Annotated in this window: 17 protein-coding genes; 5 read left to right on the top strand and 12 right to left on the bottom strand. The window is 61.4% G+C overall.

Annotation, left to right across the window (positions count from 1 at the left end):
• Positions 1-306: 306 nt before the first annotated feature.
• The 4 genes from NTD85_RS07190 (at position 307) to NTD85_RS07175 (ending at position 4367) form a co-directional block, all read left to right on the top strand.
• A complete protein-coding gene (locus tag NTD85_RS07190; RefSeq protein ID WP_262141810.1) occupies positions 307-1461 on the top strand; it encodes a MalY/PatB family protein in 1155 nt (384 codons plus the stop codon).
• A gap of 215 nt (positions 1462-1676) precedes the next feature.
• Positions 1677-2534, top strand: coding sequence for a glucose 1-dehydrogenase (locus NTD85_RS07185; protein WP_262141809.1), 858 nt, complete (start codon positions 1677-1679; stop codon positions 2532-2534).
• A 5-nt stretch (positions 2535-2539) separates the two neighbouring features.
• Positions 2540-3883 carry a cation:proton antiporter gene (locus NTD85_RS07180; protein ID WP_262141808.1) on the top strand — a complete coding sequence of 448 codons (1344 nt, stop codon included), beginning with the start codon at positions 2540-2542 and terminating at the stop codon, positions 3881-3883.
• A 187-nt stretch (positions 3884-4070) separates the two neighbouring features.
• Positions 4071-4367, top strand: a complete 297-nt coding sequence (locus NTD85_RS07175) for a hypothetical protein (RefSeq protein WP_262141807.1) — start codon at positions 4071-4073, stop codon at positions 4365-4367.
• Between the two features lie 54 nt (positions 4368-4421).
• On the opposite strand, the gene NTD85_RS07170 is transcribed toward NTD85_RS07175, so the two are convergent.
• The 4 genes from NTD85_RS07170 to NTD85_RS07155 all read right to left on the bottom strand — a co-directional run bounded on the left by NTD85_RS07170 (position 4422) and on the right by NTD85_RS07155 (position 10953).
• Positions 4422-4958 carry a hypothetical protein gene (locus NTD85_RS07170; protein WP_007967008.1) on the bottom strand — a complete coding sequence of 179 codons (537 nt, stop codon included), beginning with the start codon at positions 4956-4958 and terminating at the stop codon, positions 4422-4424.
• A 66-nt stretch (positions 4959-5024) separates the two neighbouring features.
• Positions 5025-6947: a PAS domain-containing sensor histidine kinase gene (locus NTD85_RS07165; protein ID WP_262141806.1), complete on the bottom strand. Its 1923-nt coding sequence runs from the start codon at positions 6945-6947 to the stop codon at positions 5025-5027.
• 71 nt (positions 6948-7018) lie between these two features.
• Positions 7019-9304: an ATP-dependent DNA helicase gene (locus tag NTD85_RS07160; protein WP_262141805.1), complete on the bottom strand. Its 2286-nt coding sequence runs from the start codon at positions 9302-9304 to the stop codon at positions 7019-7021.
• Positions 9301-10953: a VRR-NUC domain-containing protein gene (locus NTD85_RS07155; RefSeq protein WP_262141804.1), complete on the bottom strand. Its 1653-nt coding sequence runs from the start codon at positions 10951-10953 to the stop codon at positions 9301-9303. The genes NTD85_RS07160 and NTD85_RS07155 overlap by 4 nt, the downstream gene beginning before the upstream one ends.
• Positions 10954-11158: 205 nt before the next feature.
• Here NTD85_RS07155 and NTD85_RS07150 point away from each other — a divergent pair, with 205 nt between their 5' ends.
• Positions 11159-11383 (top strand): YgdI/YgdR family lipoprotein, encoded by a 225-nt coding sequence (locus NTD85_RS07150; protein ID WP_003224992.1) that lies wholly within the window; start codon positions 11159-11161, stop codon positions 11381-11383.
• A gap of 121 nt (positions 11384-11504) precedes the next feature.
• Here the strand turns inward: NTD85_RS07150 and NTD85_RS07145 are convergent, their stop codons facing one another.
• The 8 genes from NTD85_RS07145 to NTD85_RS07110 form a co-directional block, all read right to left on the bottom strand.
• On the bottom strand, positions 11505-11879 hold the full coding sequence (locus tag NTD85_RS07145) for a hypothetical protein (protein WP_262141803.1): 375 nt from the start codon (positions 11877-11879) through the stop codon (positions 11505-11507).
• Between the two features lie 238 nt (positions 11880-12117).
• On the bottom strand, positions 12118-13971 hold the full coding sequence (locus tag NTD85_RS07140) for a polyurethanase (protein WP_262141802.1): 1854 nt from the start codon (positions 13969-13971) through the stop codon (positions 12118-12120).
• Between the two features lie 197 nt (positions 13972-14168).
• Complete coding sequence (locus NTD85_RS07135) at positions 14169-15857, bottom strand: polyurethanase (protein ID WP_262141801.1); 1689 nt, start codon at positions 15855-15857, stop codon at positions 14169-14171.
• Between the two features lie 56 nt (positions 15858-15913).
• The gene (locus NTD85_RS07130) at positions 15914-19000 is read right to left on the bottom strand and encodes an autotransporter serine protease (protein ID WP_262141800.1); all 3087 of its coding nucleotides are present in this window, start codon (positions 18998-19000) and stop codon (positions 15914-15916) included.
• A 224-nt stretch (positions 19001-19224) separates the two neighbouring features.
• Complete coding sequence (locus NTD85_RS07125; protein ID WP_262141799.1) at positions 19225-22176, bottom strand: autotransporter domain-containing protein; 2952 nt, start codon at positions 22174-22176, stop codon at positions 19225-19227.
• Between the two features lie 168 nt (positions 22177-22344).
• Complete coding sequence (locus NTD85_RS07120; RefSeq protein WP_103483484.1) at positions 22345-23709, bottom strand: TolC family outer membrane protein; 1365 nt, start codon at positions 23707-23709, stop codon at positions 22345-22347.
• Positions 23710-23711: 2 nt separating this feature from the next.
• Positions 23712-25061, bottom strand: coding sequence for an HlyD family type I secretion periplasmic adaptor subunit (locus tag NTD85_RS07115; protein WP_003225006.1), 1350 nt, complete (start codon positions 25059-25061; stop codon positions 23712-23714).
• Positions 25058-26833 (bottom strand): type I secretion system permease/ATPase, encoded by a 1776-nt coding sequence (locus NTD85_RS07110; protein ID WP_262141798.1) that lies wholly within the window; start codon positions 26831-26833, stop codon positions 25058-25060. The genes NTD85_RS07115 and NTD85_RS07110 overlap by 4 nt, the downstream gene beginning before the upstream one ends.
• Between the last annotated feature and the right edge of the window lie 110 nt (positions 26834-26943).

The raw sequence follows: 26943 nt of genomic DNA, 5'->3' as shown, positions 1-26943 counted from the left end.
AGGTGGAACCCGGTACTTGAGCCGGGCTTTTTCTGGACAAACACGGTTACGGCAGAATGCCTGCCGGTTTTTTCACTGTAGACAATGACCACACGTTCTGTGTGAAAACCGACCGTCGGCCGTTTGTCGGTACATCCGCCAACAAACGCAAAAACCCTGTGGGAGCTGGCTTGCCAGCGAAAGCGGTGGATCAGTCAACACTAATAGCGACAGTGACGACGCCATCGCTGGCAAGCCAGCTCCCACAAGGATCGCGTAGGGCTTAGAATGCCCGGCAGGACCCATCCCGCCTTCACGAGACCGCGCATGACTTTCGATTTTGATCAGGTATTCGACCGCCACAACACCGGCAGCACCAAGTGGAGCCGCTACCCGGCCGATGTGTTGCCGATGTGGGTCGCTGATATGGATTTCGCCGCGCCTCCGGTGATCATCGAGGCATTGCAGCAGCGCCTGTTGCACCCGCTGGTGGGTTACAGCGTGGCGCAGGACAATCTGCGTGAAGCCATCGTCGCCGACCTGTGGAACAAGTTCGCCTGGCGGGTCAAACCGCAGGAGCTGATCTTCCTGCCGGGCGTTGAATCCGGTTTCAACATGGCTTTGAAAGCGCTGGTGCAACCGCAGCAGAACGTCGTGGTGCAGGTGCCGAACTACCCGCCGCTGCGGCATGCACCGGGGCATTGGGGGCTGAACAAGGTCGAGCTGGAATTCGTCGCCCAGGCCGATGGCACTTACGCCACGCCGCTGGAGACCCTGCGCGAATCGCTGAACGGTGGCGGTGCCCTGCTCCTGAGCAACCCGCACAACCCAATCGGCAAAGTGTTTGCTCGTGAAGAGCTGCAAGCGGTGGCGGATATCTGTGCGGCACAGGACGCCTGGATCATCTCCGACGAGATCCACGCCGAGCTGTGCTTCGACGGCCGCGTACATGTTCCGACCGCCTCCCTCAGCCCGGAAATCGCCAAGCGCACCATCACCCTGATGTCCGCCAGCAAGGCCTACAACATCGCCGGCCTCAAAACCTCGTTCATGATCATCCAGGACGCCGCCCTGCGCGAGCGCGTCAACCATGCACGTTGTGGCATGGTCGATAGCGTCAATCCGTTGGGCATGGAAGCCACCCGCGTCGCCTACAGCGAAGGCGCGCCGTGGCTGGCCGAACTGAAAACCTATCTGCAGGCCAACCGTGACTGGCTGGTGGACGCGGTGCGCAGCCGCTTGCCGGGTGTGACCATCAATGTGCCGCAAGGGACGTATCTGGCGTGGCTCGATTGCTCGGCGCTGGAGCTGGGCAATCCGCAGCAGTTCTTCCTCGAACAGGCCAAGGTCGGTCTGAGCGCCGGGGTGGATTTCGGTGATCAGCACCAACAGTTCGTGCGCCTGAACTTCGGCTGCCCACGGTCGTTGCTTGAAGAAGGCATCAGCCGCATGGAGCGCGCCCTGAACAACCGCAATACCTGAATCCACAGTAGAGCCCCCTGTGGGAGCGAGCTTGCTCGCGAAAGCGTTGGTTCAGTCAACCTTGATGTCGGCTGAAACACCGTATTCGCGAGCAAGCCCGCTCCCACAGGGTTTTGCATTGCCATCGCAAAAAATGCAGCGCAAATCCGATCGAACTCACGGCAAACCGTCCGGGTCAACCGCCCATACCTGCCCTGAGACCTCGGAGATTTGTGATGACCGACTACCCAAAACCACCCTTCCCCACGCAAGCTCAAGCCGTGCCGGGTTTGCAAAGCAAAATGCAGCCCTACCCCGATTGCGGCGAACAAAGCTACGTCGGTTCCGGGCGACTGTCCGGCAAGATCGCGCTGATCACCGGTGCCGACAGCGGCATCGGTCGCGCGGTGGCGATTGCCTTCGCCCGTGAAGGCGCCGATGTGGTCGTGGCTTATCTGAATGAACATGAAGACGCCAAAGAGACCGCACGCTGGGTTGAACAGGCAGGCCGTCAGTGCCTGTTGCTGTCCGGCGATCTGGCGCAAAAGGCTCACTGCCAGGCACTGGTAGACAAGACCGTCGAACGCTTCGGGCGCATCGATATTCTGGTCAACAACGCTGCGTTCCAGATGACCCATGAAACCTTCGAGGAAATCCCCGACGAAGAATGGGTGATGACCTTCGACGTCAACATCACGGCGATTTTCCGCCTGTGTCAGGCGGCGATCAAACACATGCGCCCCGGTGCGTCGATCATTAACACCAGCTCGATCAACTCGGACATGCCCAAACCGACCCTGCTCGCCTATGCCACCACCAAAGGCGCGATTGCCAACTTCACCGGTGGGCTGGCGCAGATACTCGGGCCGAAAGAAATCCGCGTGAACTGCGTGGCCCCCGGGCCGATCTGGACGCCGCTGATCGTTTCGACCATGCCCGATGAAGAAGTACAGAATTTCGGCAGCGAAACCCCGCTCGGTCGCCCCGGACAACCGGTGGAAGTGGCGCCGATCTATGTGCTGCTGGCCTCTGATGAAGCCAGTTACATCACCGGTCAGCGCTACGGCGTCACCGGCGGCAAGCCGATGTTGTAAGCCTCATGAGCTTTGTCATTTGGGTCGCGGTGCTGGGCGCCGTCTTGCTGACCCTTGCGCTGACCTCGTCCTACCTGCGCTGGATGCCGGTCACCACCTCGGCGGTGTGCCTGTTGCTGGGGATTGTCATCGGCCCGAGCGGGCTGGATCTGCTGAAACTGTCACTGGAAAACGCTTCCGTATGGATGGAACACCTTACGGAAGTGGCGGTGCTGTTTTCCCTGTTTGTCTGCGGCCTCAAGCTGCGTTTGCCATTGCGCGACAAGCGCTGGCGGATTGCTTTCGGGCTGGCCGGCCCGGTGATGGTGTTGACCATCGCCGGGGTCAGCGTATTGCTGCATTGGGGCCTGCAACTGCCTTGGGGGCCGTCACTGCTGATCGGCGCGATTCTCGCACCGACCGACCCGGTGCTGGCCGCGCTGGTGCAGGTCAACGACGCACGGGATGTCGACAGCGTGCGCTTTGGTCTTTCCGGTGAAGCCGGACTGAACGACGGGATCGCGTTCCCGTTCGTGATTCTCGGCCTGCTGCTGGTGCAGGCGGATGCTCATCCCGGCGCGCTGACCGATTGGGTGCTGCACGGTTTGCTCTGGGCGGTGCCGGTCGGCTTGCTCACCGGTTACTGGATGGGCCGCGGCATTGGTCGGATCACCTTGTCACTGCGCATCCGTAACGACGACAGCACCCTGAGCCCGAATGATTATCTGGCGCTGTCGCTGATTGCCTTGGCTTACGTCGGCGCGGATGCCATCGGCGGTTACGGCTTTCTGTCGGTGTTCGCTGCCGGCCTTGGCCTGCGTCAGGAAGAAGTCAAATCCACCGGCGCCAGCCAACCGCCCGCCGAACATCTGGTGCAACCGGTGGTGGGCCATCAGAACATCGAACCGCAGCACGCGGTACACGGTGATACCGAACGCCTGGAAAGCAGTCAGGTCGCTGCCGGGATCATGATGGGCGACATGCTCTCCTTCGGCAGTCTGGTGGAACGGGCCATGGAAGTGTTTCTGGTGACCCTGCTCGGCGTGGTGCTGGTGCCGCATTGGGATTGGCGGGCGTTGATCATTGGCGCGGTGCTGTTCTGCGTGGTGCGTCCGCTCTGCGTTGCACTGATGCCATGGGGCACCTTGCTCGATGGTGGTCAGCGGCTGTTGATCGGCTGGTTCGGCATCCGCGGGATCGGCAGCCTGTTCTATCTGTTTTATGCCTTGAACCATGGTCTGAGTCCTACGGTCGCGGCGTTGTGCACCAACATCACCCTGTCCGTGGTAGCACTGAGTATTTTGCTGCATGGCATCAGCACCCAGCCACTGCTGGCGCGCTACGAACAACGGCAAAAACGAAAAAACTGATTTTTCCGGCGGAAATATCTTGGGCAATCCATCGAAGTTTTTTCTGTAAATAAATGGATCCCTCTGCAGATTCCGGCAGTCACAACCATAACCCCTCGCTGTAAGCACTCGGCGGGGTCCGGCAGGTTCGGTTCCCCTGCGGCTTGCAGCCCATGAATAGGAATCTTTGGATAACAAGGTCACGGTCATGAAAGAATGCTCGACTCCGGCACAAATCAAGGCTTGCAGGGCTTTGGCCCTGGAACGCAATCGTCAACTGTTCGAAGACGCCCACGCCCTCAACCGCGCCGCTTACGAGCTGCTGGAGGCGGACAATCTGGACCTCGAACTGTTTGAGCACTATCGAGCCATGCGCCGCAAAGCCGATGCGAAGTTCGCAGAAGCCATCGATCACCTGTGTGTCCTCAACGAGGACTTCCCGCCGATTCCGATGTCGCCGCATCACTCGCAGGAGTTGCGCCGGCAGCTTGAAACCGTCGAATAAAGCGCCCAAGAAAAAGCCCGGCTGCGAAGTCCGGGCTTTTTCTTTGGGCGGCGTTCAGCCGCCGGGGTTGGTCACCTGAATGAACACCGCGTAAGCCCCCAGCAGTATCCAGAACGTGGCGAAGATCCACGGCGTGCGCACCGAAAACAATAGCGACTTGCGATAGCCCTTATGGCTGGATTCCATTTCACTGAACAGCGGCGACTCGTCGTACGCCATGCCCATGATCGGCTCGCTGCGCAACAACTCGCTCTGCTTGTAGTGCCAGTGATCGATGATGTCGTACGCCGCACGAATCCCCGGCCAGGCGTTGAGCGAACTGAGCAGCCCGAGCAGTGCGAGGAACGGCGGCACCACCAGCGTAAACAGCTTGCCCCACTCGGGGTTGAGGTTGGCCATGCACGAGGCAAAGGCAATCACCAGAAACGACTGCGCCGCCAGATAGGCGTCAGTGCGGTTGGCGAGGATGCTGGTTTCGTACTGGATTTCCTTGCGATAGAAATCCAGCCGTTCCTTGGGTGAGCCGAACATCTTGGCGTCGTGTTCAGTCAGGTGCTCTTCAGCGCTGGGCTCAGTCAGTATGCGAGGCAAGGGACGCGCACTCCGTGGCGGGGAAACCTTTTAGAAGGCCCTCGCCACGGACAAGTTCAGGCGGATTCACTTCATCGACTGCGCGATGATTTCCACCAGGTTCAACTGAGTAAAAGGCTTGGGCAGACGTGGCAGTTGCGCGGCGAAGCCTTCAAGACGTTCGGCGTAGCCGGTGGCCAGAATGATCGGCAGATCCGGCTTGAGCAGACGCACTGCATGCGCCAGTTGCGCGCCGCTCATCTGCGGCATGGCCATGTCGGTGATCATCAGGTCGATGACTTCACCCTGCTCGAACAGCTTCAGCGCCTTGGCACCGGATGTCGCGCTGATCACACGATGGCCAAGATCTTCGAGCAGCAGCGTGGTGCTGGTCATCACCAGCGAGTCGTCGTCGACCACCAGCACGCTGAGGCGTGGCACCAACACCGGTTTGACCGCCGGGTACAGGTTTTTTGCCGTCTCCCCGGCCAGCGCCACCGGTATCCACATTTCAGCGCGGGTGCCATGGCCTTTTTCGCTCTTGAGAATGAAACGGCCACCCAGTTGCTCGATAAAGCCATGCACCATCGACAAGCCCAGCCCGGTGCCCTTGCCCACGCCCTTGGTGGTGAAAAACGGATCCCTGGCCGAACCCAGCGTGGCTTCGTCCATGCCTTCCCCGGTGTCGATCACGCTCAGGCACACATAGCGCCCAGCGGCCATTGAAGAGTGGCTTTGCTCAAGCACCACTTCCGGCTGCGCGGTAATGGTCAGGCTGCCCCCGTCCCCCATCGCGTCGCGGGCGTTAGTCGCCAGATTGAGCAGCGCCAGTTCCAGTTGGTTGCTGTCCGCCAGCACCGGTTGCAGATCCTCGGGAAAGCGCGTCTCGATGCGAATCCCCGGTCCAATCGAACTGCGCAGCAGCCCGGTGATGCCTTGCACCAGTTGCGGGATATCGACCGGTTCGGTCTTGAGTTCCTGCCGTCGGGCAAAGGCCAGCATGCGCTGGGTCAGCGACACGCCACGCAGCGCGCCTTGAGTGGCGTTTTCCAGCAGCCGACTGTTTTTCGGGTCTTCACCGATGCGCTTCTGAAGAATCTCCAGATTGCCGAGAATCACCGTCAGCAAATTGTTGAAGTCATGGGCGATGCCGCCGCTGAGCTGACCGATGGCCTGCATCTTCTGCGCCTGAAACAGTGCTTCGCGGGTTTTCTCCAGGGCCAGTTGCGACTCATGGGCTTCGGTGACATCGCGGGTGATCTTGGCAAACCCGAGCAGCGTGCCGGTTTCGCCGCGAATGGCATCGACCACCACGTGGGCCAGAAACCGCGTGCCATCCTTGCGCATGCGCCAGCTCTTGTTTTCGAAACGACCCTCGCGGGTGGCAATCTCCAGCGCCCGTTGCGGTTCGCCGGCGATGCGGTCTTCAGGGGTGTAGAAAATCGAAAAATGCTGGCCGATGATTTCTTCCGGCTTGTACCCCTTGATCCGCTGGGCGCCCTGATTCCAGTTGCTCACGCGACCTTCGGGGCTGAGCATGTAGATCGCATAATCGGTGACACCCTGCACCAACAGGCGGAACTGCTGCTCGCTTTGCCTGAGGGTTTCCTCGGCCATCTTGCGATCAGTCAGGTCGCGGGTGATCTTGGCGTAGCCGAGCAGTTTGCCGTTGGGATCGATGATCGGATCGATGACCACGTGACACCAGAAGTTGGTGCCATCCTTGCGCACCCGCCAGCCCTCGCCTTCGAATCGTCCTTCGTGCAGCGCGGTGTCGAGCGCGCGTTGCGGCAGGCCCGCCGCACGATCAACGGCGGTATAGAAGCGCGAGAAATGCTCGCCGAGAATCTCCGCCTCTTCGTAGCCCTTGAAGCGTTTGGCACCGGAGTTCCAGCTGGTGATGATGCCGTCCGGGTCGATCATGTAAATCGCATAATCGACCACCGCATCGATCAGCAGACGGAAACGCATCTCCTCGATCGCGGCAGTTTTGCTCGGGTTGTCACTCATCAGGTTCACCGCTGGTTTTCATTAGCGCAAGTATGCGGCAATCCAGCGCCATGGGAAGGTGCAAACGCGCTTCAATTCACGCTTTGATCTGAGGCCGGGTCTGTACCGAGCGCCCACCAGCGCGGCAACAGTTGCTGAATGCGCGGTTCGGCGAAGCGGTCATCGATCAGCATCACCACGCCGCGATCCTGCCGCGTGCGGATTACTCGCCCGGCGGCCTGCACCACTTTCTGCACACCCGGATACAGATAGGTGTAATCGTAACCGGCACCGAAAATCGCCGCCATACGCCGTTTCAACTGTTCGTTGACCGGGTTGAGCTGGGCCAGCCCCAGGGTCGCAATGAACGCGCCGATCAGCCGTGCGCCGGGCAGGTCGATGCCCTCGCCGAACGCACCGCCCAACACGGCGAAGCCGATGCCCTGGCTGTCGGCGGTGAACTGATCGAGAAATACCTGACGCTGCCCTTCAGCCATGCCCCGGGATTGCTGCCACAGATTGATCTGCGGATGGCGTTCGGCAAGCAGGGTCAGCACCTGTTGCAGGTAATCGAAGCTGCTGAAGAACGCCAGGTAATTGCCCGGGCGCTCGCTGAACTGGCGGGCGATCAGCTCGACGATCGGTTCCAGCGACGCCTGCCGATGATTGAAGCGCGTGGAAATGCGGCTGACGATCTGCACCTGCAACTGATCGGCGCTGAACGGCGATTCGACGTCGATGCATACCGTGTCGGCGGGCGTACCGAGCAGGTCGGCGTAATAGCGCCGCGGGCTCAGCGTTGCGGAAAACAACACGCTGCTGCGCGCCGCTTTCAGGCGCGGGCCGATGAACGCTGCCGGCACCACATTGCGCAGGCACAGCTGCGACAGCGGCCGTTTGCGCTCGAGGTCACGTTTGCTGATGTCAAACAGGTAATGCTCGTCGAACAGCTCCGCTACCCGGCCGAACTGCAGCATGTCGAAGTAGAAGGTTTGCAGCGCGCTGTCGAGTCCCTGCGGATGGTCGTTGAGGTAATCGCCAATGGCCGCGCTGCACAGGGACACCGCTTGCAGCAGTTTTTCCGGAGCCTTGTCGTAGGCCTGATACGGCGCCAGTTGCGGCTGATGCAGCGCGTTCCATTCGCGGTTGACCCGTTGCAGGGATTTTTTCAGGACCTCGGGGGCCGTCTTGCGCACACTGGCCAGCGCAGCCTGATCGAGACTGGCGCTGTACATCGAGCGCCCGCGCTCGACCAGGTTATGCGCTTCATCCACCAGCACCGCAACTTTCCACTGATTGAGCTGGGCCAGACCGAACAGCAACGCACTGAAATCGAAGTAATAGTTGTAGTCCGCCACCACCACGTCGGCCCAACGGGCCATTTCCTGGCTCAGGTAGTACGGGCAAACCGTGTGCTGGCGAGCCACTTCGCGCATCGCCGCCTGATCCAGCAGATTGATCCGGCTGGCCGCTTCACGGGCGGCGGGCAGGCGATCATAGAAGCCTTGGGCCAACGGGCAGGACTCGCCGTGACAGGCTTTGTCCGGGTGTTCGCAGGCCTTGTCGCGGGCGACCATCTCCAGCACCCGCAACGGCAAGCGTTCAGACTGATCGAACAACACCTGACTGGCATCCAGCGCCAGTTTGCGCCCCGGGGTCTTGGCGGTCAGGAACAACACCTTGTCCAGTTGCTGCGGCGCCAAAGCCTTGAGCATCGGGAACAGCGTGCCGAGGGTTTTGCCGATCCCGGTGGGTGCCTGCGCCATCAGGCAACGGCCGGTGCTGACGGCTTTAAACACCGATTCGGCCAGATGCCGCTGGCCGGGGCGAAAGTCGGCGTGGGGAAAGCTCAATTGCTGCGCCGCCCGATTGCGCGCCTCGCGATGGGCCATTTCCTGCTCGGCCCAATTCAGGAACAACCGGCATTGTTGTTCGAAAAAGTCTTGCAAGACTGGCGCAGTGAAGGCCTCGACCAGACAGGTTTCCTTCTCGCTGACGATGTCGAAATACACCAGCGCCAGATTGATCCGCTCAAGCTCAAGCTTGCGGCACATCAGCCAGCCGTAGACTTTCGCCTGCGCCCAATGCAGCTGGCGGTGGTTGGCCGGCTGCTTGCTCAAGTCACCGCGATAGGTTTTGACTTCTTCCAGACAGTTCTGCGCCGGATCGTAGCCGTCCGCCCTGCCCCTGACTTTCAATTGCAGAAACTCACCTTCCAGCGCCACCTCGCTCTGGTACTTGTCGCTGCGCCGCGAGGCCACGGTGCGGTGCCCGAGCATGCCTTCGAGCGCAGTCGGCGAAGGGGTAAACCGCAGGTCGAGGTCGCCGGTCTTGGCGGTGAACTCACACAGGGCGCGAACGGCAATGCTGTAGCTCAAGCGCTCTGCTCCGCCCATTGCACGTAGCACACGGCGACCGGCATCTGGTGTTGGTGGCAGAACTCCAGCCAGCGCAATTGATTGTCCTGCAGGCGGTCACCGGGGCCTTTGACTTCGATCATCCGGTAGGTCTTGTGCTGCGGCCAGAACTGGATCAGATCGGGCATACCGGCGCGGTTGGCCTTGATGTCAAGCAGCAGGCGATTGAACCAGTGCTTGAGATGTTCGGCCGGCAAGCACGCCAGCGCCTGCTCCAGCAGTTGCTCATTCAAGGCGCCCCAGAACACGAACGGCGACTGCACGCCCCATTTGGCGACGAAGCGCTCACGAATGGTCGCCGTATAACGGCCATCGTCGAGTTGGTCGAGGCACGCCTGGAACAGTTCGGCGCGGCGTTGCTGGAAGTCTTCGTTGAGCAGATCCACCGGCCCACGCTGAAACGGATGAAAAAACGCCCCCGGCAGCGGCGCAAAAATCGCCGGCCAGCACAGCAGGCCGAACAGCGAGTTGATCAGGCTGTTCTCGACGTAATGCACCGGGCCGCTGTCTTCGTGCAGATGCGCCTGCACGTAAAACTCCACCGACAGCGACGGATCGGTGCGCGGCAATTGCAGATCGAGGCGCTCGACCGGGCGCGGCGTTGCGCGCTTGAGCGGTGGCCCGCCGAGTTTGCGTCGCAGCCGGGGCAGCATCCGCTGCAGGCTCTGCTGTTCGGCGGCGCTTTCCGGCGCCTGTTCGGCGCGAGTGGCAAGCTCCAGCGCCAGTGCGTATTCGCCGCAGCGCTCCAGCACCCGAATCATCCGCTGGCGGGCGCCGGGGTAGGCGCAATCGCGGTAAATGCTCAGCGCCAGGGCGAACTCGCTGATGCGCTCGCAATACTGGCCGATCTGAAACAGCACCTTGCCGCGCCGGCGTTGCAGCCACGGGTTGGCGAACTGCAATGCGCTGACCTGCTCGACAATGGTTTCCAACGGTTCTCCGGCCTCGAAGCGTTGCTGGCACTGATGCAGGAACAGGCAGGCGTCAACGTCTTCACGGCTGCGCAGGCCACGGGAATCGGCGCAAAACTCGACTTTTTCGTAGGTAAAGATGCCGAGGTCGGCGAGGACGAATTCCGACCAGTCCTGGTACAGGTTGCCGAAGAACATCAGGCGCAGACGGTCGCACAGGTCCATGATGGTCAGGCTGAGCAAGCAGTCGCCGAGCGTCGGCGCCCAGTCGGACAGGCTGCGCGATGCGCTGAATTGCTCGGCGAGCGCCGGCAGCCAGTCGTCCTTGCGCCCCTTGGGTTGTTCGATAAAAGCACCAAACGCTTGCAGGAGTTCAGCCTTGAGCAACACCTCGAACACTTCGGCCACGCTCAACAGAGCCTGATCGTCGAGCCAGCCGTGACTCAGCAACGGCTGCGCGGCGTCGCTGATGTCCCCGATTTCCGGGTAGTTGAGTTTGCCGAGGCGGAAATGCACGCCCTTGCGCATTACCATGCGCACCAGCAGACCCTGTGAGGCGCGTGGCAAAGCCTTGAAGTCGCGGATAAAGCCGTGCTCGGATTCGCTCATCACATCGGCATAGCGCAGCTCAAGCCAATCAAGCACTTGCCGGAAGTTGTTGAGGTAATAGAACGGATCGTCGAGCGGGTTGGCAGTCACGGGAATTCAGGGCCATGGCGAGCGAATACTGGTTATGCGTACAGATACCAGCTCTGCCCCGTCGCGTGCAAACGGAAAAAGATCAGTGGCAGCGGCAATCGGAATTTTTTCAGGGTGCCATCGAACTTTTCCCGGCTGGATGGCACCAACCGCGTTAGAGACCGAAGTCGGTCAATTGATATGGAATGAGGTATTTGAGGTGGGTATGAAGATCAAGACTCTGGGTATTCCCCTGGCGGTAGCGGCCCTGCTGGCATTGGGCGGCTGCTCGACGCCGACGGTGGTCACCTTGCAGAACGGCACCCAGTATTTGACCAAGGACATGCCGAAAACCAAGAACAAGGATGGGTTCTATGAATTCGAGGATATTTCCGGGACCAAGGTGAGAGTCCGCGGCGACGAGGTCGCGACGGTGCGCAAGGAAGACTGACACCCTGCTGTACGTGTAGGAGCTGCCGAAGGCTGCGATCTTTTGATTTTGATCTTGAAAAACAAAATCAAAAGATCGCAGCCTGCGGCAGCTCCTACAGGGGAAGTGTTATCCGTGTGGGTTATTCGAAAGCAGGCAGGCCCACAAGGCTGTGATCGCAACTGAAATACTGCTCGCCCCGCCGCGCCAGCTCGGCTTGCAGACGCCGGCAGCGTTCCAGATCCAGTTGGGTCATGCGGTCAATGCTCAGGTTGCCAGTGGCTTGCGCTTGTTTGCCGTCACCCGGCCGGAACGTCACGAACGGCTGTTCGGGCTGAATCTGAAACAGGCTTTTCTCTTCCACCGGCTCGACCACTTCGGTCTTTTCCGGTTTCGGCAGTTGATCGGTACTGATCCCGTAACGGCTCAGAATCGAGGTTGGCGGCAGATCGGCCCAGGCATTGGCCGATAACAGCGCCAGTCCGACAATCCCGACATACCCCTTGAACCTTCTCACGTGTGAATCTCCTGTACTCGATGGCGGCTAGCTATAGAACGTGTGGGCACGTGCTGGCTTTAGGCCGCTTTTGCTGTTTGCACAGCTTTTGAGTCAGGGTGTGGCTATCGAGTCACTTTTGATACTGGGTTGTGGCGAGGGAGCTTGCTCCCGCTTGAGCGCGTAGCGCGCACAAAGTCTTCAGGGCCGCTTCGCGACCCAGCGGGAGCAAGCTCCCTCGCCACAGGTTACGGGTGCATCAGGCGATCACAATTCCATCGGCACTGAGGCTATTCAGCGCCACTCCAACCAGCGTCACCGAATCCCCGCCAAACTTCAGCACCGTGTCCTGCCCCACCATCGAGGCATGCGCGCGGAAGTCGTCATTGGGCAACACGCCCTGCACACCAAGGAACACCAGTTTGTCGTTGGACGTAAAACCCACCACCCGATCCTGACCAAACGCGCCGTTGAACAGGAACGTATCCGCCCCGCCGCCCGACTCCATCAGGTCATTGCCGGCGCCACCGACAAACACGTCGTTGCCGGCACCGCCGATCAAGTGGTCGTTGCCGTCCAGACCGAACAACCAGTCACCACTGGCGTGGGCCTTGAGCGTATCGGCGCCGCTGGTGCCTTTGACGCTGGACGCGTACTGCGTGACGTTGTTGCCGACCTTCAGGCCGCTGGCCGTCACGCTGTGGGTCACGTCGTCCTTGAACAGGCCCCAGAGGAAGCCCGGCTCCTTGGTGACGATGCTGCCAATGTCGCGGGTGATGCTGATCCCGCCCTTGGCATCGCGGATGTACAGGTTGCCGGCGCCGTCGTTGGCGAAGTCGAACTTGTTCACCGACTGCTGCAAGTCGAGGGTGTTGTTGCCGGCGCCGCCGAGAATGACGTTGTAGCCGCCACTGTCACGGAAGGTGTCGTTGCCGGCGCGACCTTCGAGGTAGTCGTTGCCGCTGCCGCCCTGGATCAGGTCGTTACTGTCGCTGCCGATGATGAACGTGCTGCCCTTGTGGGTTTCGGCGTTGCGGTTGAGATCCTGCACCCAGGTGTTGGCCCGCGCCGGGTCCGACAGGTTGGCGACGATGATCGTCGAGTCCTTGCTGGTCAGATCGTAGAACTTTGACTCGATGATCCGGTTCATGCTGTCGCCGTAAGCAGTCGGCAGATGCGAGATCCAGGTCGGGATGTTGAGGATGGAGAACGGCAGCAGATTCCACGCGGTCGAGGCGTAGTGATCGTTGAAGCTGACGATGTTGTCGGTAGCCGATTCCTTGGGCGCGTCGTGCACGCCGACCGAGGCGCCGGTAAAGGTCGAGCCGTCGAGGGCGCGGAACACCGGATCGTTTTCGTAACCGACGTTGAGCACCTTGTCGGTCCCGCTCTGGGTCGGCGAGGCGTAGGCAATGTAGTTGGAATCGGCGAAGAACCCGCCCCACTTGCCGCCGCTCAGATCGGCCATGCTGTTCACCGCTAGCCCACCGAGGCTGTGGCCGCTGACCAGCACGTCCTTGCCGCTGAGGCCATTGGCCTTGGCGAACGCCACCACGTCATTGAGCAGATTGCCGAACGCTTCGCCGACGTAATTCTTGGCATAGTCCTTGGGACCGAAGGCTGCCAGCAGATCGTTGATCACATCGCCGATGGAATCGAGGATCAGGTTTTCCCGCGGGCCGCTGGTGCCGCGAAAGGCGATGCCGATTTCCGTGAGATGGCCCTGGGCGTCGTACTTGCCGAGGATTTCCACTTGGGCGGTGGTGTAACCGGCCTTCTCGCCGAAGAAGGTTCCGCGCGCGTCGGTCTTGCCGTCGTAGCCCAGTTGCGAGGCGGTGATCGGTGTCCAGCCAGCCTTTTTCACGGCGTCGAGGGCGAGTTTTTCCGAGTCGGGATTCCACGGAATACCGGGAATCACCCCTTGCGAATCAGTACCGCCGAGCAGTGCGGTCACCAACGTGGCGGGCAGGCCGAGACCGAAGCCGTTGTGCTGATAACCGGCGGCAAAGCCGTTATCGAGATTGTGGTAGGAATACAGCGTGATCGCCATGGCATCGCTGAACAGCGCCTTGGAATCGGCTGCGCCGAAGTTCTTGTAGTCATACACACCCATTGCTATTGCCTCTCTTTTGTTGGAATTGTCAGAGATAGCTCACAGCCAGGGCGCCCCTCGCGGGCACGCCCCGGAGCATTTTCACTACTTACACATCAAATCTGTGGGAGCGAGCTTGCTCGCGAAGAGGGAGTGTCAGCTGCCATTTGCTTGGCTGGCACACCGCTTTCGCGAGCAAGCTCGCTCCCACATTAGAGCTAGGCGAAAACGAAAGACGAGTCCGACAGGTTAGCCACCCCAACCCCTACCAGGGTCACGGCATACTCGCCAATCTTCAGCACCGTATCGGCCCCCGACTGTGCAGCATGCTGCTTGTAGTCGTAGCCCTGCCCCGCGCCTTCGACGCCCATGAACACCAGTTTGTCGCTGCCCTGGTAGCCATTGATCGCGTCGAAACCGAACGCGCCGCTGAACAGGAAGGTGTTGTTGCCACCCACCGCCGTCATCACGTCATTGCCGGCGCCGCCGACGAAGGTCACGTGGCCTTTGTCGCTGATCAGCTTGTCATCGCCGCCCAGCCCGAACAGCCAGTCACCCTCGGCACTGGCGTGCAGCGCATTACCGTACGCATCGCCGTTGAGCGAATGGGTGTACTGGGTCAGGTCGTTGCCATTGGTCAAACCCTTGGCCGTGACGCCCCAGGTGATCTCCTTGCTGCCCCACCACGAACCCGATTCCTTGCTCACCAGCGCGCCGATGTCGCGGGTCATGCTGATACCGCCGTAGGCGTCGCGCACGTACAGCGTGCCGTCACCGTCGTTGGCGAAGCTGAAATTCTGCAGCGGTTTCTGCAGCTCGAAGGTGTTGTGGCCCTGACCGCCGAGGAGGATGTTGAAACCACCGTCATCACGGAAACGGTCATCGCCGCCCAGGCCTTCGAGGAAGTCGTTACCCGCCCCGCCCTTGAGCCAGTCGTTGCTCTGCGTGCCAATGATGAAAGTGCTGCCGGTGTGTGGCTCGCCACTGCGCCCCAGATCCTCGACCCAGGTCTTGCCCCGGGACGCTTCCTCAAGGTTGGAGACGATGATGGTCGAGTCCTTGTGCGTCAGGTTGTAGAACTTCGAGTCGATCACCCGATTCAAGCCATCGGCATAGCCCAACGAGCCATGGGCCGACCAGCTCAGCGGATTGGCAATGCTGAACGGCACCAGGTTCTGCGCGGTGGACGCGTAATGGTCATTGAAGTTGACGATGTTGTCGGTGGTCGACTCATGCGGCTTGTCGTGCTTGCCCATTGAGCTGCTGCTGAAGGTGGTGCCGTCGAGCACACGGAACACCGGATCGTTTTCGTAACCGATGTTCAGCACGTTGTTGCCGGTGCTGCTCTGGGTCGGCGAAGCGAACGCAATGTAGTTGGCGTCCTTGAAGAACCCGCCCCAGTTGCTGGCGCTCAACTCGGCCACGCTGTTGACCCCGAGCCCGCCAAGGCTGTGACCGCTGATCAGTACATCTTTGGCGGCAATGCCGTGTGATACCGCGAACGCGGCGACAGCCTTGAGCAGATTATCGAAGGCATTTTTCGCGTAGTTGCTCGAGTAATCCGATGGCCCGATGGCGGCCAGCAGGTTGTTTTTCAAGTCGCCGAAGGTGTCGCTGAAACCAAGCCCGCCGGTGCCACGAAAGGCCACACCGATACCGGTCAGCTTGCCTGTTGCGTCGTATTTGCCAAGCACTTCGGCTTCGGCGCTGGTGAAGCCGTCCTTCTCGCCGAAGAACGTACCCTGCGCCCCGACCTTGCCCTGATAGCCCAGCGCTGTCGCACTGAGCGGTTTCCAGGCCGTGCCCGGCAATGCTTGCCCGGTCGGGGTGTAGGCATACAGCGTCAGCGCGATAGCGTCGCTGTACAACGCTTTGCCATCGGCATTCTTGTAATCGAACAGTCCCATGTTGTGCTCTCTCTTCCTTCAAAACCGGCAGCCCCAAGGGACTGCCGGCATTGCCTTTAGAACTGCCAGTCGAGCGTCAGACCCACACCGTGATCCTTCTCGTTGTTACCGATCAGTCCGTTATAGTCCAGGTTAACCCGGACATCGCGATTGAGCGCCAGCCCGGCGCGTACACCGACCACGGCCGCATCACGATCCATCGACACACTCTGCACGGTGAACGCGCTGTTGCCATTGGCAAATGCCAGGTGGCTGTCAGCATCGACACTGCTCAGGTTGTGCTGCCAGCCCAGGGTCGCGCCCAGTTCCAGCTGATGTTTGTCCGACAGCGCGAAGGTGCGCTTGGCGCGTACGCCAAGGGTCGACAGCACCACATCGCGGTTGTCTTCACCGCCCTTGAGCGCCGCCGCATCACCCTTCTCGGTGAAGCTGTCGGTGTTCAAGTGCACGTACGACAGATTGGCGAACGGCTCCAGATTCATCGGTTGCAGGCGCAGATCATAAGCCGCTTCGGTGAACACTTGGGTAGTCGCCGCATCGTGCTTGGTTTTCTGTTTACCGCTGACGTCACCGAATTGCAGGTCACGTTTCACATCCACGCGATGCCAGCTGTAGGCCGCACCGGCGGTCAGACGCAGCGCATCGATCTGATGCCCCAGGTACGCACCCAGGTGGTAGCTGTCGACCGAGGCCGACGAATGCGTGCCGCCGCCCATACCCAACGAGCTGTCGCTATAACCGGTAACGAAACCCAGACGCGTATCTTCAGCAATCAAGCCGTCGACGCCAGCCAGCAGCCCGCTGATGGAGCTGTTGGAGTCGGCATTTTCATGCCCACCGTCGCTCTTGCCCCACGAACCCAGGACCTTGACCCAGGCGTTGCTGCGTTCGTCGGTCGGCGCATTGGCATTGAACAGATCACGCTCACGCAAACGCTCGCCCACGGCTTCACGCAGGTAGCGGCTGTCGTTGATCAGCAGCGTGCCGATGGCTGGATGGATCTCGCCGGACAGTTGCTGGAACGCTTGTTGCGCCGACGCCGCGTTCGGCGACAACAGCAGGGTTTCGAACAGCGCATTGCCCGCGCCCAGACGCTCGGCAGCCGCGCCGACCGCACGCTGGTTCGGCGTCAGACCGACACTGGCGAACGACGCGCCATTGCGCCCCACCTCCAGTTGTACGCCGCTCGCCGAGTACGCCAGGGTGCCGCCGAGGAACGCGTAGTTCGGCAGCACTTGCCCGAACTGCCCCTGAATGCCACCGGCCGCTTGCAGGATGTTGAACTGCGTGCCGAGCAGACTCTGCACTTCAGTGGTGGTCAGCAAGGTCGGGCTGTTTTCCAGCGACAGACTGACGGTAGCGCCATCAATCACCGCTTTGCCGCCGGCAACGATCTTGTCGCTGCTGGTCGGCGATACTTCTACCGCGTAGGTCGAACCCGGTTCAAAGGTCACGTCACCGGCGACGTTCAGCGTGCCGATCGAGTTGCCCGGCGCGACGGTACCGCCGCTTTTCGCGGTCAGTGCGCCGATGCGGCCGTTGCCGCCGAGGATGCCGCTGTCGTTGACCGTGACCGCCGAAGCCAGCGAGCCGTTGATCGCCAGACGCCCCTGATTGACCAGGGTCGGGCCGCTGTAGGTGTTGTTGCCGGTCATCACCAGGGTGCCGATGCCCTGTTTGGTCAGGCCGCCGTGACCGGAAATGTCGTTGCGCCAGGTGTCGAGGCCGCAAGTGATGTCGGTGCACAGGCGCTCGGTCGGTTTGCCCTTGTCGATGATCGCGCCAATGCCCGGCAAGTCCGCGACGAACTGCCCGGAACCGTAGGCACCCTGGATGCGAAATTCTTCCGGGATGTCTTTCTCGGTGACGAACATCGCCGGACCATCGATGCCCTTGCGCAGGTTGATCATGCCCCAGCCGTACAAGGCGTCGATGCCTGGTGCGCCGAGGTCGGTGGCGGTAGTGCGCAACACCGTGGCGACCTGATCGCCAGTCATGTACGGGAAGCGCTCCATCAGCACCGCCATGGAGCCGGCCACGTGTGGCGCGGCCATCGAGGTGCCGTTGTAGTTGGCGTAGCCAGTGGTCAGATTGTCAGCGTTGGTGCCGCTGATGATCGAGCTGTAGATCTGCGTCCCCGGCGCCGAGACGCAGAAGCTCGCGGTGTAGCCGCAACGCGAAGAGAACGTGCTCATGATGTACGGATTGGCGCTGGCCAGGTCCGGGTTCTTCTGCAACGCGGCGACGGTGATCCAGTTCGGCGCGATGTCCGGCACGAAGTAACCGAGGCCGGCGATGGCGTCCGGGTTGTTCAGGTTGTAATCGTTACCGGCAGCGAAGATCGTCACGATACCGCTGCGGGCGGCGGCGATGGCGCCGTCGTAGGCACCGCCGGGCTTGGTGCCGAGCAGTGTGCGGATTTCGTTGAACTGCAATTGCGCGTCGTTGACGGTGAAGTGCGGATACGCCGGGTTGCGGCCACCGAGGTCGAAACGGTCGGTGATGCCGATGCCCCAGCTGTTGTTGATGATCCGCGCGCCGCTGGCGATCAGCGCATCCCAACCGGCCTTGTACACCGCGCCGTCGTTGCCACGGACGATACCGTCTTCCGGGCCCGGGTCACCGTTGTCGGCGCTGATGATCTGCGCACCGAACGCCACCCCGTGCATCGGCCCGCCGTCGCGGCTGCCGGCGGCAATACCGCCGACGTGGGTGCCGTGGGCGCCGAGCTTGCCGTTGGAACCGACCGAGGGCGAACCGTCATAGCGGAACGCGTCCCCGGCTTTGACCGGGATGTACGGGTCGGTGTATTCGCGGATCCCGCTGGTGACCAGGGTGATGACTTTGTTAGCGCCGGAAAACTCCGGGTGGGCGGCGTACACCGGCTGGTCGAAGATCCCCAGTTTCACGCCTTTGCCGGTGTAACCGGCGGCGTAGGCGTAATCCGCGCCGATGGCGCCCAGGCCCCAGTCAGCCTTGAATTCGGCACTGCGCCAACTGGCGGGATCGCCAGTGCGGCCGCTTTCCACATAAGGCGCCGCGTGTGCGCTGCCCCAAGTGGTCAGCGCACAAATCACGGCGCAATTGAGGGTTTTCATGGCGAAGCGACCGCCCGTTTGCGCGGGGGTTTTGTTGTTATTCATCCAGCGACCTTCCTTAGTGTTGTTGCGAAAAATCCGTCTATTTCAATCTCATGAATGCTGTTTTTTGTGGCGAGGGAGCTTGCTCCCGCTGGGGCGCGAAGCGGCCCCCTGCATGTTTCCAGTCGAACCCGGTCTGGCGAATTTGCGACTGCTGCGCAGCCGAGCGGGAGCAAGCTCCCTCGCCACAGGTATGTGCTCCTACAGGGAGACGCGTACACCGTCCGTCAGAACTGCCAATTCAAGCTCAACCCAACCCCATGGCTCTTCTCGCGATTGGCCAGTTGCCCGTTGTAATCGAGGTTGACCCGCACGTCCTTGCTCAAGGCCAGGCTGGCTTGCACACCGACCAGCGCCGCATCACGCACCAATGGCGAACTCTCGACCGAGTACGGCGTGCTGCCGCTGGCAAAACGCAGATGTTGTTCAGAGTCGATGTCGCTGAGGCTGTGCTGCCAGCCGAGATGCCCGCTCAGGTCCAGCGCCTGCTGGTTCGACAGGTTGAAGCGCTTGACCGCGCGCACACCGAGCGTACTGAGCACCGCATCACGCTGGTCGCCAGAGCTTTTCAGCGCCGCCGCGTCACCCTTTTCGGTGAAGCCGTCAGTGTCCAGATGCACGTAAGCGAGGTTGGCGAACGGCTCCAGTGCCAGCGGTTGCAGGTTCAGCCGGTAAGCCGCTTCACCGAAGACCTGAGCAGTGGTCGCATCGACCTTGGCTTTTTGTTTGGCGCTGACGTCGCCGTATTGCAGATCGCGCTTCACATCGGCGCGATGCCAGCTGTAGGCCGCGCCGGTGCTCAGGCGCCAGGCGCCGATTTCATGACCGGCGTAAGCGCCGAGGTGATAGCTGTCGACCTTGGCTGACGAGTGCGTGTCCGACCCCATGTTCAGCGAGCTGTCGCTGTAACCGGTGACCAGACCGATGCGCGTCTGCTCGTCCAGCGCACCGTCAACACCCGCGAGCAAGCCACCGATCGAAGTGCTGTAGCGCGCCGTGTCGTTACCGGAGTCGGTCGAACCCCAGGCACCGAGGGCCTTGATCCAGCCATTGCTTTGTGAGGCGCTGGCATCGTGCAGACGTTCGCCCACCGCGTCGCGCAACTGGCGGCTGTCATTGATCAGCATCGAACCAATTGCCGGGTAGATCTCCCCACTCAGTTGCTGGAAAGCTTGCTGCGCCGAGGCGGCAGACGCTGAGAGCAGCAGGCTTTCGTACACCGAATTGCCAGCGCCCAAACCTTCGACAGCAGCCGCTACGGCGCGCTGATTCGGCGTTTGCCCGACGCTGGCGAACGAGGTTGCGTTGCGCTGGATGTCGAGCTGAATCGCGTTGGCCGCGTAGTCGAGGTTGCCGCCGATGAACAGGTAGTCCGGCAGCACCGCGCCGAACCGGCCCTGAATGCCGCCAGCCGCTTGCAAAATGTCGTACGAGTGGCCGAGCAGGCTGCGAGTTTCAGTGGTGCTGAGCAGGGTCGGGCTGTTTTCCAGCGACAGGCTGACCGTGGCACCGTTGATGCTCGCGACGCCGCCGGCGACGATGCGGTCGCTGCTGGTCGGTGACAGCTCCACCGCGTAGGTCGAGCCCGGGGCGAAGGTCACGTCACCGGCCACGTTCAAGGTGCCGATGGAGTTGCCCGGCGCCACACGGCCGCCGCTGTTGGCGAGCAACGCGCCGATGCGCCCGGAACCGCCGAGGGTGCCGCTGTCGTTGACCGTCACCGCCGAGGCCAGCGAACCGTTGACGCTCAACAAACCGCCATTGACCGTGGTCGGTCCACGGAAGGTGTTTTCGCCGGTCAACAGCAAGCGCCCTGCTCCGGATTTGATCAGGCTGCCCTGATAGACCCGGGTCGCCGCGGCGGCATCACGCGCCATACCGACCGCGTAGTCGGTCTGATCCTGCTGACTGGCGCCGGCCGCAATGCCGTTCTGCCAGCCCTTGTCCTGCAGGGTTTGCTGCCAGGCGCTGTGTTCGGCGAGGTCTTCGCGCTGACGCTGAATCAGTGCCTTGTCGGAGATGTCATTGCTCCAGACTTCGCTTTGCCCGGCCGCCAGGTTGGCATCGAACGCGCCAAGCAACTGCCCCGGCCCGCGCATCGCCCGATTCAGGTTGGCCACGCCCCAGCCGACCCGTTCGGTGGGTGCATCGGTGACCGAGCCGTCGAGTTGCGTGGCGGTGGTCAGCAGCACTTCGAGCGCCTGCTGATTGTTCATGTACGGATAGCGTTCCATCACCAGCGCCAGTGCCCCGGTGGCGTGCGGTGCGGCCATCGAGGTGCCGGACTTGATCGCATAATCGCCACCCGGAATGGTGCTGTCGATCTTCGCCCCCGGTGTGGTGATGCACCAGTATTTGGCGATGCCGCACTGGTTGTACTTCTGCTGATTACTCTGATCCAGCCCCGAGACCGCCAGCCAGTGGCCTTCGAGATCCGGCTGAAAGTACGGCAACGCCGAACGCACGCTGGCGTTCGGATAGCCGCTGTTGCCGGCGCTGAACACGTTGATCACGCCACGGCGCGAGACGTCCGCCGCTGCATCGAGCCAGGTGCCCTGATTCCAGTGTTGAGCATAAGCGGCATGCAGATCGGCCAGGGTGCGATAGCTGACATCCGGCGGCTGACTGCCCCAACTGTTGTTGATCGCGCGCACACCGGCAGCGGCCAGGGCGTCGTAGGCCGCTTTGAAATAGCGCGGATCGGGTTTCGGGCCGAACAGAAAGCTGTCGTTGTTGTTGGTGTTGCCGACGTAGATTTGTGCGTTGTACGCCACCCCGTGCATGCCGGTGCCGTCACGGCTCGCGCCCATGGTGCCGACCACGTGAGTGCCGTGGGAATCGTTGTTGGGGTTGAGGGTGCCGTTGACGCTGAACAGCGAACCATCGACGTAACTGCCGGAGGCCAGCACCGGGTGATAGCGGTCGCTGGCGAACTCGGGATGGGCGGCATCGAAGCCGGAGTCGAGAGCGCCGATCTTCACGCCTTTACCGGTGATGCCGGCGGCGTAGGCCTGATCCGCCTGCATCCGCGCCAGGCCCCAGTCGCGCTGGAATTCGGCGCTGCGCCAACTGGCGGGATCGCCGGGCTTGCCGGTTTCAAGGTACTGCGCGTTGGCTTGCGCAATGGAAACTGCGAGCAACAGAGTGCCGACCGCTGCCGGCTTGATGCGTACGTCCATGTTCACCACTCACTTTTATTGTTTTATGCAGGCGCCGCAGGCTATTAAAAGCCAGATCAAAAGATCGCAGCCTGCGGCAGCTCCTACAGGGATTGCTGTGTTCTATGTAGGAGCTGCCGCAGGCTGCGATCTTTTGCTCTGCTTTAAGCTCCTACAGGACTTTCCGTGTTACTGGGTTTTCGGGCCTTGTCCGAAGGCCTCATCCACCCGCGCCAGATCCTGTTCGTTCAAGGTCCCCGCGTAGTAATGCAGCTTGGTCCAGGCCATCAAGTAGTCGTAGCGTGCCTGAGCCAGATCGCGGCGGGTGGTAAATAGTTGTTGTTCGGCATTCAGTGCGTCGAGGTTGGTCCGCTCACCGCCAAGAATGCTTTGCTTGGTCGACACCACCAGCGCTTCAGCCGAGGCCAAGGCCTTCTGGTACGCGCGCAGCTTGTTGACACCCGACAGGCAGGCGCTGAACTGGCGGCGCAATTCGATCAACGTCTCGCGAGTCTTGCCGTCGAGTTCATATTCCGCCTGCTCCATGGTGCGGCTGGCCTGACGGGTCGAAGCCGATACCCCGCCACCGGCATACAGCGGCACGTTGACTTCAAAACCGATGGTATTGGTGTCATAGCGCTGGTTATAGGTGTTGCCGCTGTCCGATTCAGTCTGGCGGATCGAAGCATAGGCACTGACTTTGGGCATGTGCCCGGCGCGGTTGCGCTCCACTTCGTACTTGGCCACTTCAACCGCCTGACGCTGCGACGCCAGGTTCGGGTTATTGCTGATCGCCAGTTCGTGCCAGGTGTCGTAGTTGGCGGGCATCAGGGCGAAGGTCTGGAAATTCTGATCCAGTGGCGCCAGTTCGCTGATGTCCACCGTCGGCACGCCGACCAGCGCACCCAGCTCACGCAGCGCCGCGTCCTGCTCGTTGCGCGCCTCGATCTCTTCGGCGGTCGCCAGTTCATAGCGCGACTCGGCTTCCAGAATGTCGGTGCGCGTGCCCTCGCCCTGCTTGAACATGTGTTCGTTCTGCTGGAACTGCTGCTCGTAGGCTTTCTTCTTGGCCTGGGCGATGTCGATCTGATCCTGGGCGAACAAGGCTTTGGTGTAGTTATCCAGCACCCGCACCAACAGTTCCTGACTCTTGCCGCGAAACGCCTCGTCGGCGAACAGCGACTGGGCCACGCCTTTGCGATACGCCGCATAGGCTTCGTAGTCGAGCAACGGTTGCTGCAAGGTCAGGGTCGAGCCGTAGCTGTTGTAGTTGCGGTCTTCGGTGAGGCTGCCGCGATTGGTCAGTTGCGTGGCCTTGGAGGTGTTATGACCACGGTTGTAGTTGTAACCCAGTCTCGGCAATAGCCCGGCGCGGCCGATGATGCGGTTTTCCAGGCCCGCGTCGCGCTCCTTGATCGCGCCGAGGAACACCGGGTCGTTACGCAATGCCTGCTCGTAGATCTCGAATGGCCCCATGGCCGCCAGCGCGCTGTTTCCTGCGAGCAGCGCGAACGCTGCTCCCAACATCGAAAGCTTATTCATACAGCCGAACATCCTTATTCTTCGGTCAACGCGGAGCCGGCCCGATCGAGCAGCGGTTTGAACAGGTAGTTGAGCAGTGAGCGTTCGCCAGTGCGCACGAACATTTCCGCCGGCATACCGGGCTTGATCACCAGACCGTGAAGCTTCTCCATGGCCTGATCACTGACGCTGCTGCGCAACACGTAGTACGGCACGCCGGTTTTCTCGTCGACCATCTGGTCGGCGGAAATCAGACTGACCTCACCCGGCACACGCGGGGTCTTGCTCTGGTTGAACGCGGTGAAGAGGATATCGACCGGCAGATGCGTGCCGACCTTGTCGATCAGGTTGATCGGCAAGTGCCCTTCGACTTCCAGGGTGGTGCCTTGCGGGACGATCTCCAGCAGGGTTTCGCCCTGACGCACCACGGCGCCTTCGGTGTGCACGCCGAGGTTGACCGCCACACCATCGGCGGTGGCAAGGATCTCGCTGTGTTGCAGGTCGAAACCGGCAGAAGTCAGTTGTTCGGACAGGGTCACGCTTTTCAGCTGCGCGTCGGCCAGTTGCGTGCGCACTTCCTTCTGGTATTCCTCGCCATGCTGTTGCAGCTTCAGACGCGACTCGAGGATGCCCTGCTCGACCCGGCCGCTTTCACCGGTGTTTTCCGCCAGTTGCTGCTGCACTTGCGACAGCTGCCGCTGGTACTCCATCAAACGGTTGCGCGGGATGTAGCCGTTGTCCGCCAGCGGTTGCAGGTTGCTCAGTTGCTGTTGCAGCGAATCGGCCTGGGCATTGAGGTCGGTGCGCGCGCGCCGCATGCCCGCCAGTTGCGCGGTGGCGCCTTCGATACTGGCGCGCAGCCCGGCCTGCTCGCGGTAGAACGCTTCGCGGCGGCTGCTGAACAGTTGACGCTGACCTTCCAGCACCAGTGCCAGACGCGGGTCCGGGTCGTTGCTCAGCTCGGCGGGAAAGGTGATTTCTTTGAGGTTGTCGCGTTCGGCCTGCCAGCGCGCGAGGCTGGCCCACGCCATGCGGTATTGCGCCTGCAGCGACTGCACGTCGGCGGCGACCTGGGTCTGATCGAGGCGGAACAACGGTTGCCCCTGCTTCACGATTTCGCCTTCACGTACCAGAATCCGGCTGACCACGCCGCTGCTCATCGACTGCACAGCCTTGCGCTTGCCGGACACCACCACGGTGCCCTGCACCGGAATGCCTTGATCCAGCGGCGCCAGTGCGGCCCAGGTGAAGAAACTGCCGGCGCCGACGATGGCCAGAATCCAGCCCATGCGCGCGAAAAATTTCGCATCGCGCTCCGGGCGCTCGGTGACGTACGCGTGTTCCATGGAGGCTTCGTTTTCAGTGTTCATGCTGGCGCTGCTCATACACCCGAATTCCTTGTCGTGGGCTGGTACTGCCGGCTCATGCTGAGCCCGCCCGGTGCCTGCGCAGATTTTTCCCGTTGTTGTTCCTGGGCGCCTGACAGCGCCTTGAGGACATCCTGACTGTTACCGAACGCCTGCAAACGACCATCGTTGAGCACCAGCAACTTGTCGGCCTGGGCCAGTACCGAAGAGCGGTGCGTGACCAGCACCACGGTGGTTCCCTTGGCCTTGAGCTGGGCGATGGCGCTGGCCAGCGCGGCTTCGCCAACGGTATCGAGGTTGGAGTTCGGCTCATCGAGCACGACCAGACTCGGATCGCCATACATGGCGCGAGCCAGAGCGACGCGCTGCTTCTGACCACCGGACAGACCACTGCCGTCCTCGCCCAATTGCGTGTCGTAGCCCTGTGGCATACGCAGAATCATCTCGTGGACACCGGCCTGTTGCGCGGCGGCCACGACTTTTTCCGGGTTGGCTTCGCTGAAACGGGCAATGTTCTCGGCGATGCTGCCGCTGAACAGTTCGATGTCTTGTGGCAGGTAACCGATGTATGGGCCGAGTTCATTGCGGTTCCAGCGATGGATATCCGCACCGTCCAGACGCACAGTCCCGCCAAGGGTCGGCCACACGCCGACGAGTACCCGGGCCAGGGTCGACTTGCCGGAACCAGAGGCGCCGAGCACGCCCAGCACTTCACCCGCGCCGATGCTGAAGTTGACCATCTGCAGGGTCGCCGCGCGCTGCCCCGGAGGGCCGGCACTGACTTGCTCAAAGGCAATCTGGCCTTTCGGCGCCGGCAACGCCATGGCGTCATCGCTCGGCGGGAACGCCTGCAGCAACGAGTCCAGACGACGGTAGGCCAGCTTCGCCCCGCTCCACTGTTTCCACACGGCGATCAACTGGTCGATCGGGCTCAGCACCCGGCCCATCAGGATCGAACCGGCGATCATCATCCCGGCGGTCATGTCGCCCTTGATCACCAGCAACGCACCCAGGCCGAGCACCAGCGATTGCAGGCACAGACGCAGGGTCTTACTGATCGAGCTGATTACCGCGCCAGTGTCGCTGGCCTGATTCTGCAGGCCAAGGAAGCGCGAATGCACACCAAACCAGCGCTTGCGCAACGCGCCAAGCATGCCCATGGCCTGAATGGTTTCGGCGTTATGCAGGTGGCTGGTCGCCAGTTGGCTGGACTTCTGCGAATAACCGGCGGCTTCGCCCAGCGGCTTCTTGGTCATGTATTCGTTGAGACATGCCAGCGCGATCAGCAGCAGCGCCCCAGCGGTGGCGAGCACGCCCAGCCAGACGTTGAACAGGTAGATGACGAACAGATAGACCGGGAACCACGGTGCGTCGAAAAACGCAAACAGCGCCGGCCCGGTGACGAATTGGCGAATATGGGTCAGGTCGCCCAGCGATTGCCCGGCATTCCCCTCGCCCTTGAACAGGTTGCGTTCGAACGCTGCCTGATAGACCCGCAGGTTGAAGCGGCGCTCCAGTTGGCTGCCGATGCGGATCACGATGAAACTGCGCACTACCTCCAGCATGCCGATGAACGCAAAAAATCCAACGACCATCAAGGACAGCATCGCCAGGGTGGTTTCGTTCTGCGAAGACAGTACGCGGTCGTAGACCTGCAGCATATAAATCGAGGGCACCAGCATCAGCACGTTAATCAGTGCAGTAAAGCACCCGACGCTGATCAGAATGCCTTTATAGTCACCCAAAGCCTTGAATAAGGGAGCGGTGGCTGGGGCCTTCGCCATCTTCATTGATTATTCCTGAAATTATTCCCCGCCATTCTTTGACGAGGCGCTTCCATTAATTATCCGCGCACATGCCGGACTAGTTCTTGCAACTTTCACTGACACTTCAATAACAA

The organism is Pseudomonas sp. 13B_3.2_Bac1, from assembly GCF_025466205.1.
Lineage (GTDB): Bacteria > Pseudomonadota > Gammaproteobacteria > Pseudomonadales > Pseudomonadaceae > Aquipseudomonas > Aquipseudomonas fluorescens_H.
Note: the sequence above shows the minus strand (reverse complement) of the source record. Positions and strands in the feature narration are given on the sequence as shown.

Bases quoted from the DNA above. Each gene is read 5' to 3' on its own strand.
- NTD85_RS07190 (WP_262141810.1), top strand. From the start codon at position 307: ATGACTTTCGATTTTGATCAGGTATTCGACCGCCACAACACCGGCAGC.
- NTD85_RS07185 (WP_262141809.1), top strand. From the start codon at position 1,677: ATGACCGACTACCCAAAACCACCCTTCCCCACGCAAGCTCAAGCCGTG.
- NTD85_RS07180 (WP_262141808.1), top strand. From the start codon at position 2,540: ATGAGCTTTGTCATTTGGGTCGCGGTGCTGGGCGCCGTCTTGCTGACC.
- NTD85_RS07175 (WP_262141807.1), top strand. From the start codon at position 4,071: ATGAAAGAATGCTCGACTCCGGCACAAATCAAGGCTTGCAGGGCTTTG.
- NTD85_RS07165 (WP_262141806.1), bottom strand. From the start codon at position 6,947: ATGAGTGACAACCCGAGCAAAACTGCCGCGATCGAGGAGATGCGTTTC.
- NTD85_RS07150 (WP_003224992.1), top strand. From the start codon at position 11,159: ATGAAGATCAAGACTCTGGGTATTCCCCTGGCGGTAGCGGCCCTGCTG.
- NTD85_RS07140 (WP_262141802.1), bottom strand. From the start codon at position 13,971: ATGGGTGTGTATGACTACAAGAACTTCGGCGCAGCCGATTCCAAGGCG.
- NTD85_RS07135 (WP_262141801.1), bottom strand. From the start codon at position 15,857: ATGGGACTGTTCGATTACAAGAATGCCGATGGCAAAGCGTTGTACAGC.
- NTD85_RS07130 (WP_262141800.1), bottom strand. From the start codon at position 19,000: ATGAATAACAACAAAACCCCCGCGCAAACGGGCGGTCGCTTCGCCATG.
- NTD85_RS07125 (WP_262141799.1), bottom strand. From the start codon at position 22,176: ATGGACGTACGCATCAAGCCGGCAGCGGTCGGCACTCTGTTGCTCGCA.
- NTD85_RS07120 (WP_103483484.1), bottom strand. From the start codon at position 23,709: ATGTTCGGCTGTATGAATAAGCTTTCGATGTTGGGAGCAGCGTTCGCG.
- NTD85_RS07115 (WP_003225006.1), bottom strand. From the start codon at position 25,061: ATGAGCAGCGCCAGCATGAACACTGAAAACGAAGCCTCCATGGAACAC.
- NTD85_RS07110 (WP_262141798.1), bottom strand. From the start codon at position 26,833: ATGAAGATGGCGAAGGCCCCAGCCACCGCTCCCTTATTCAAGGCTTTG.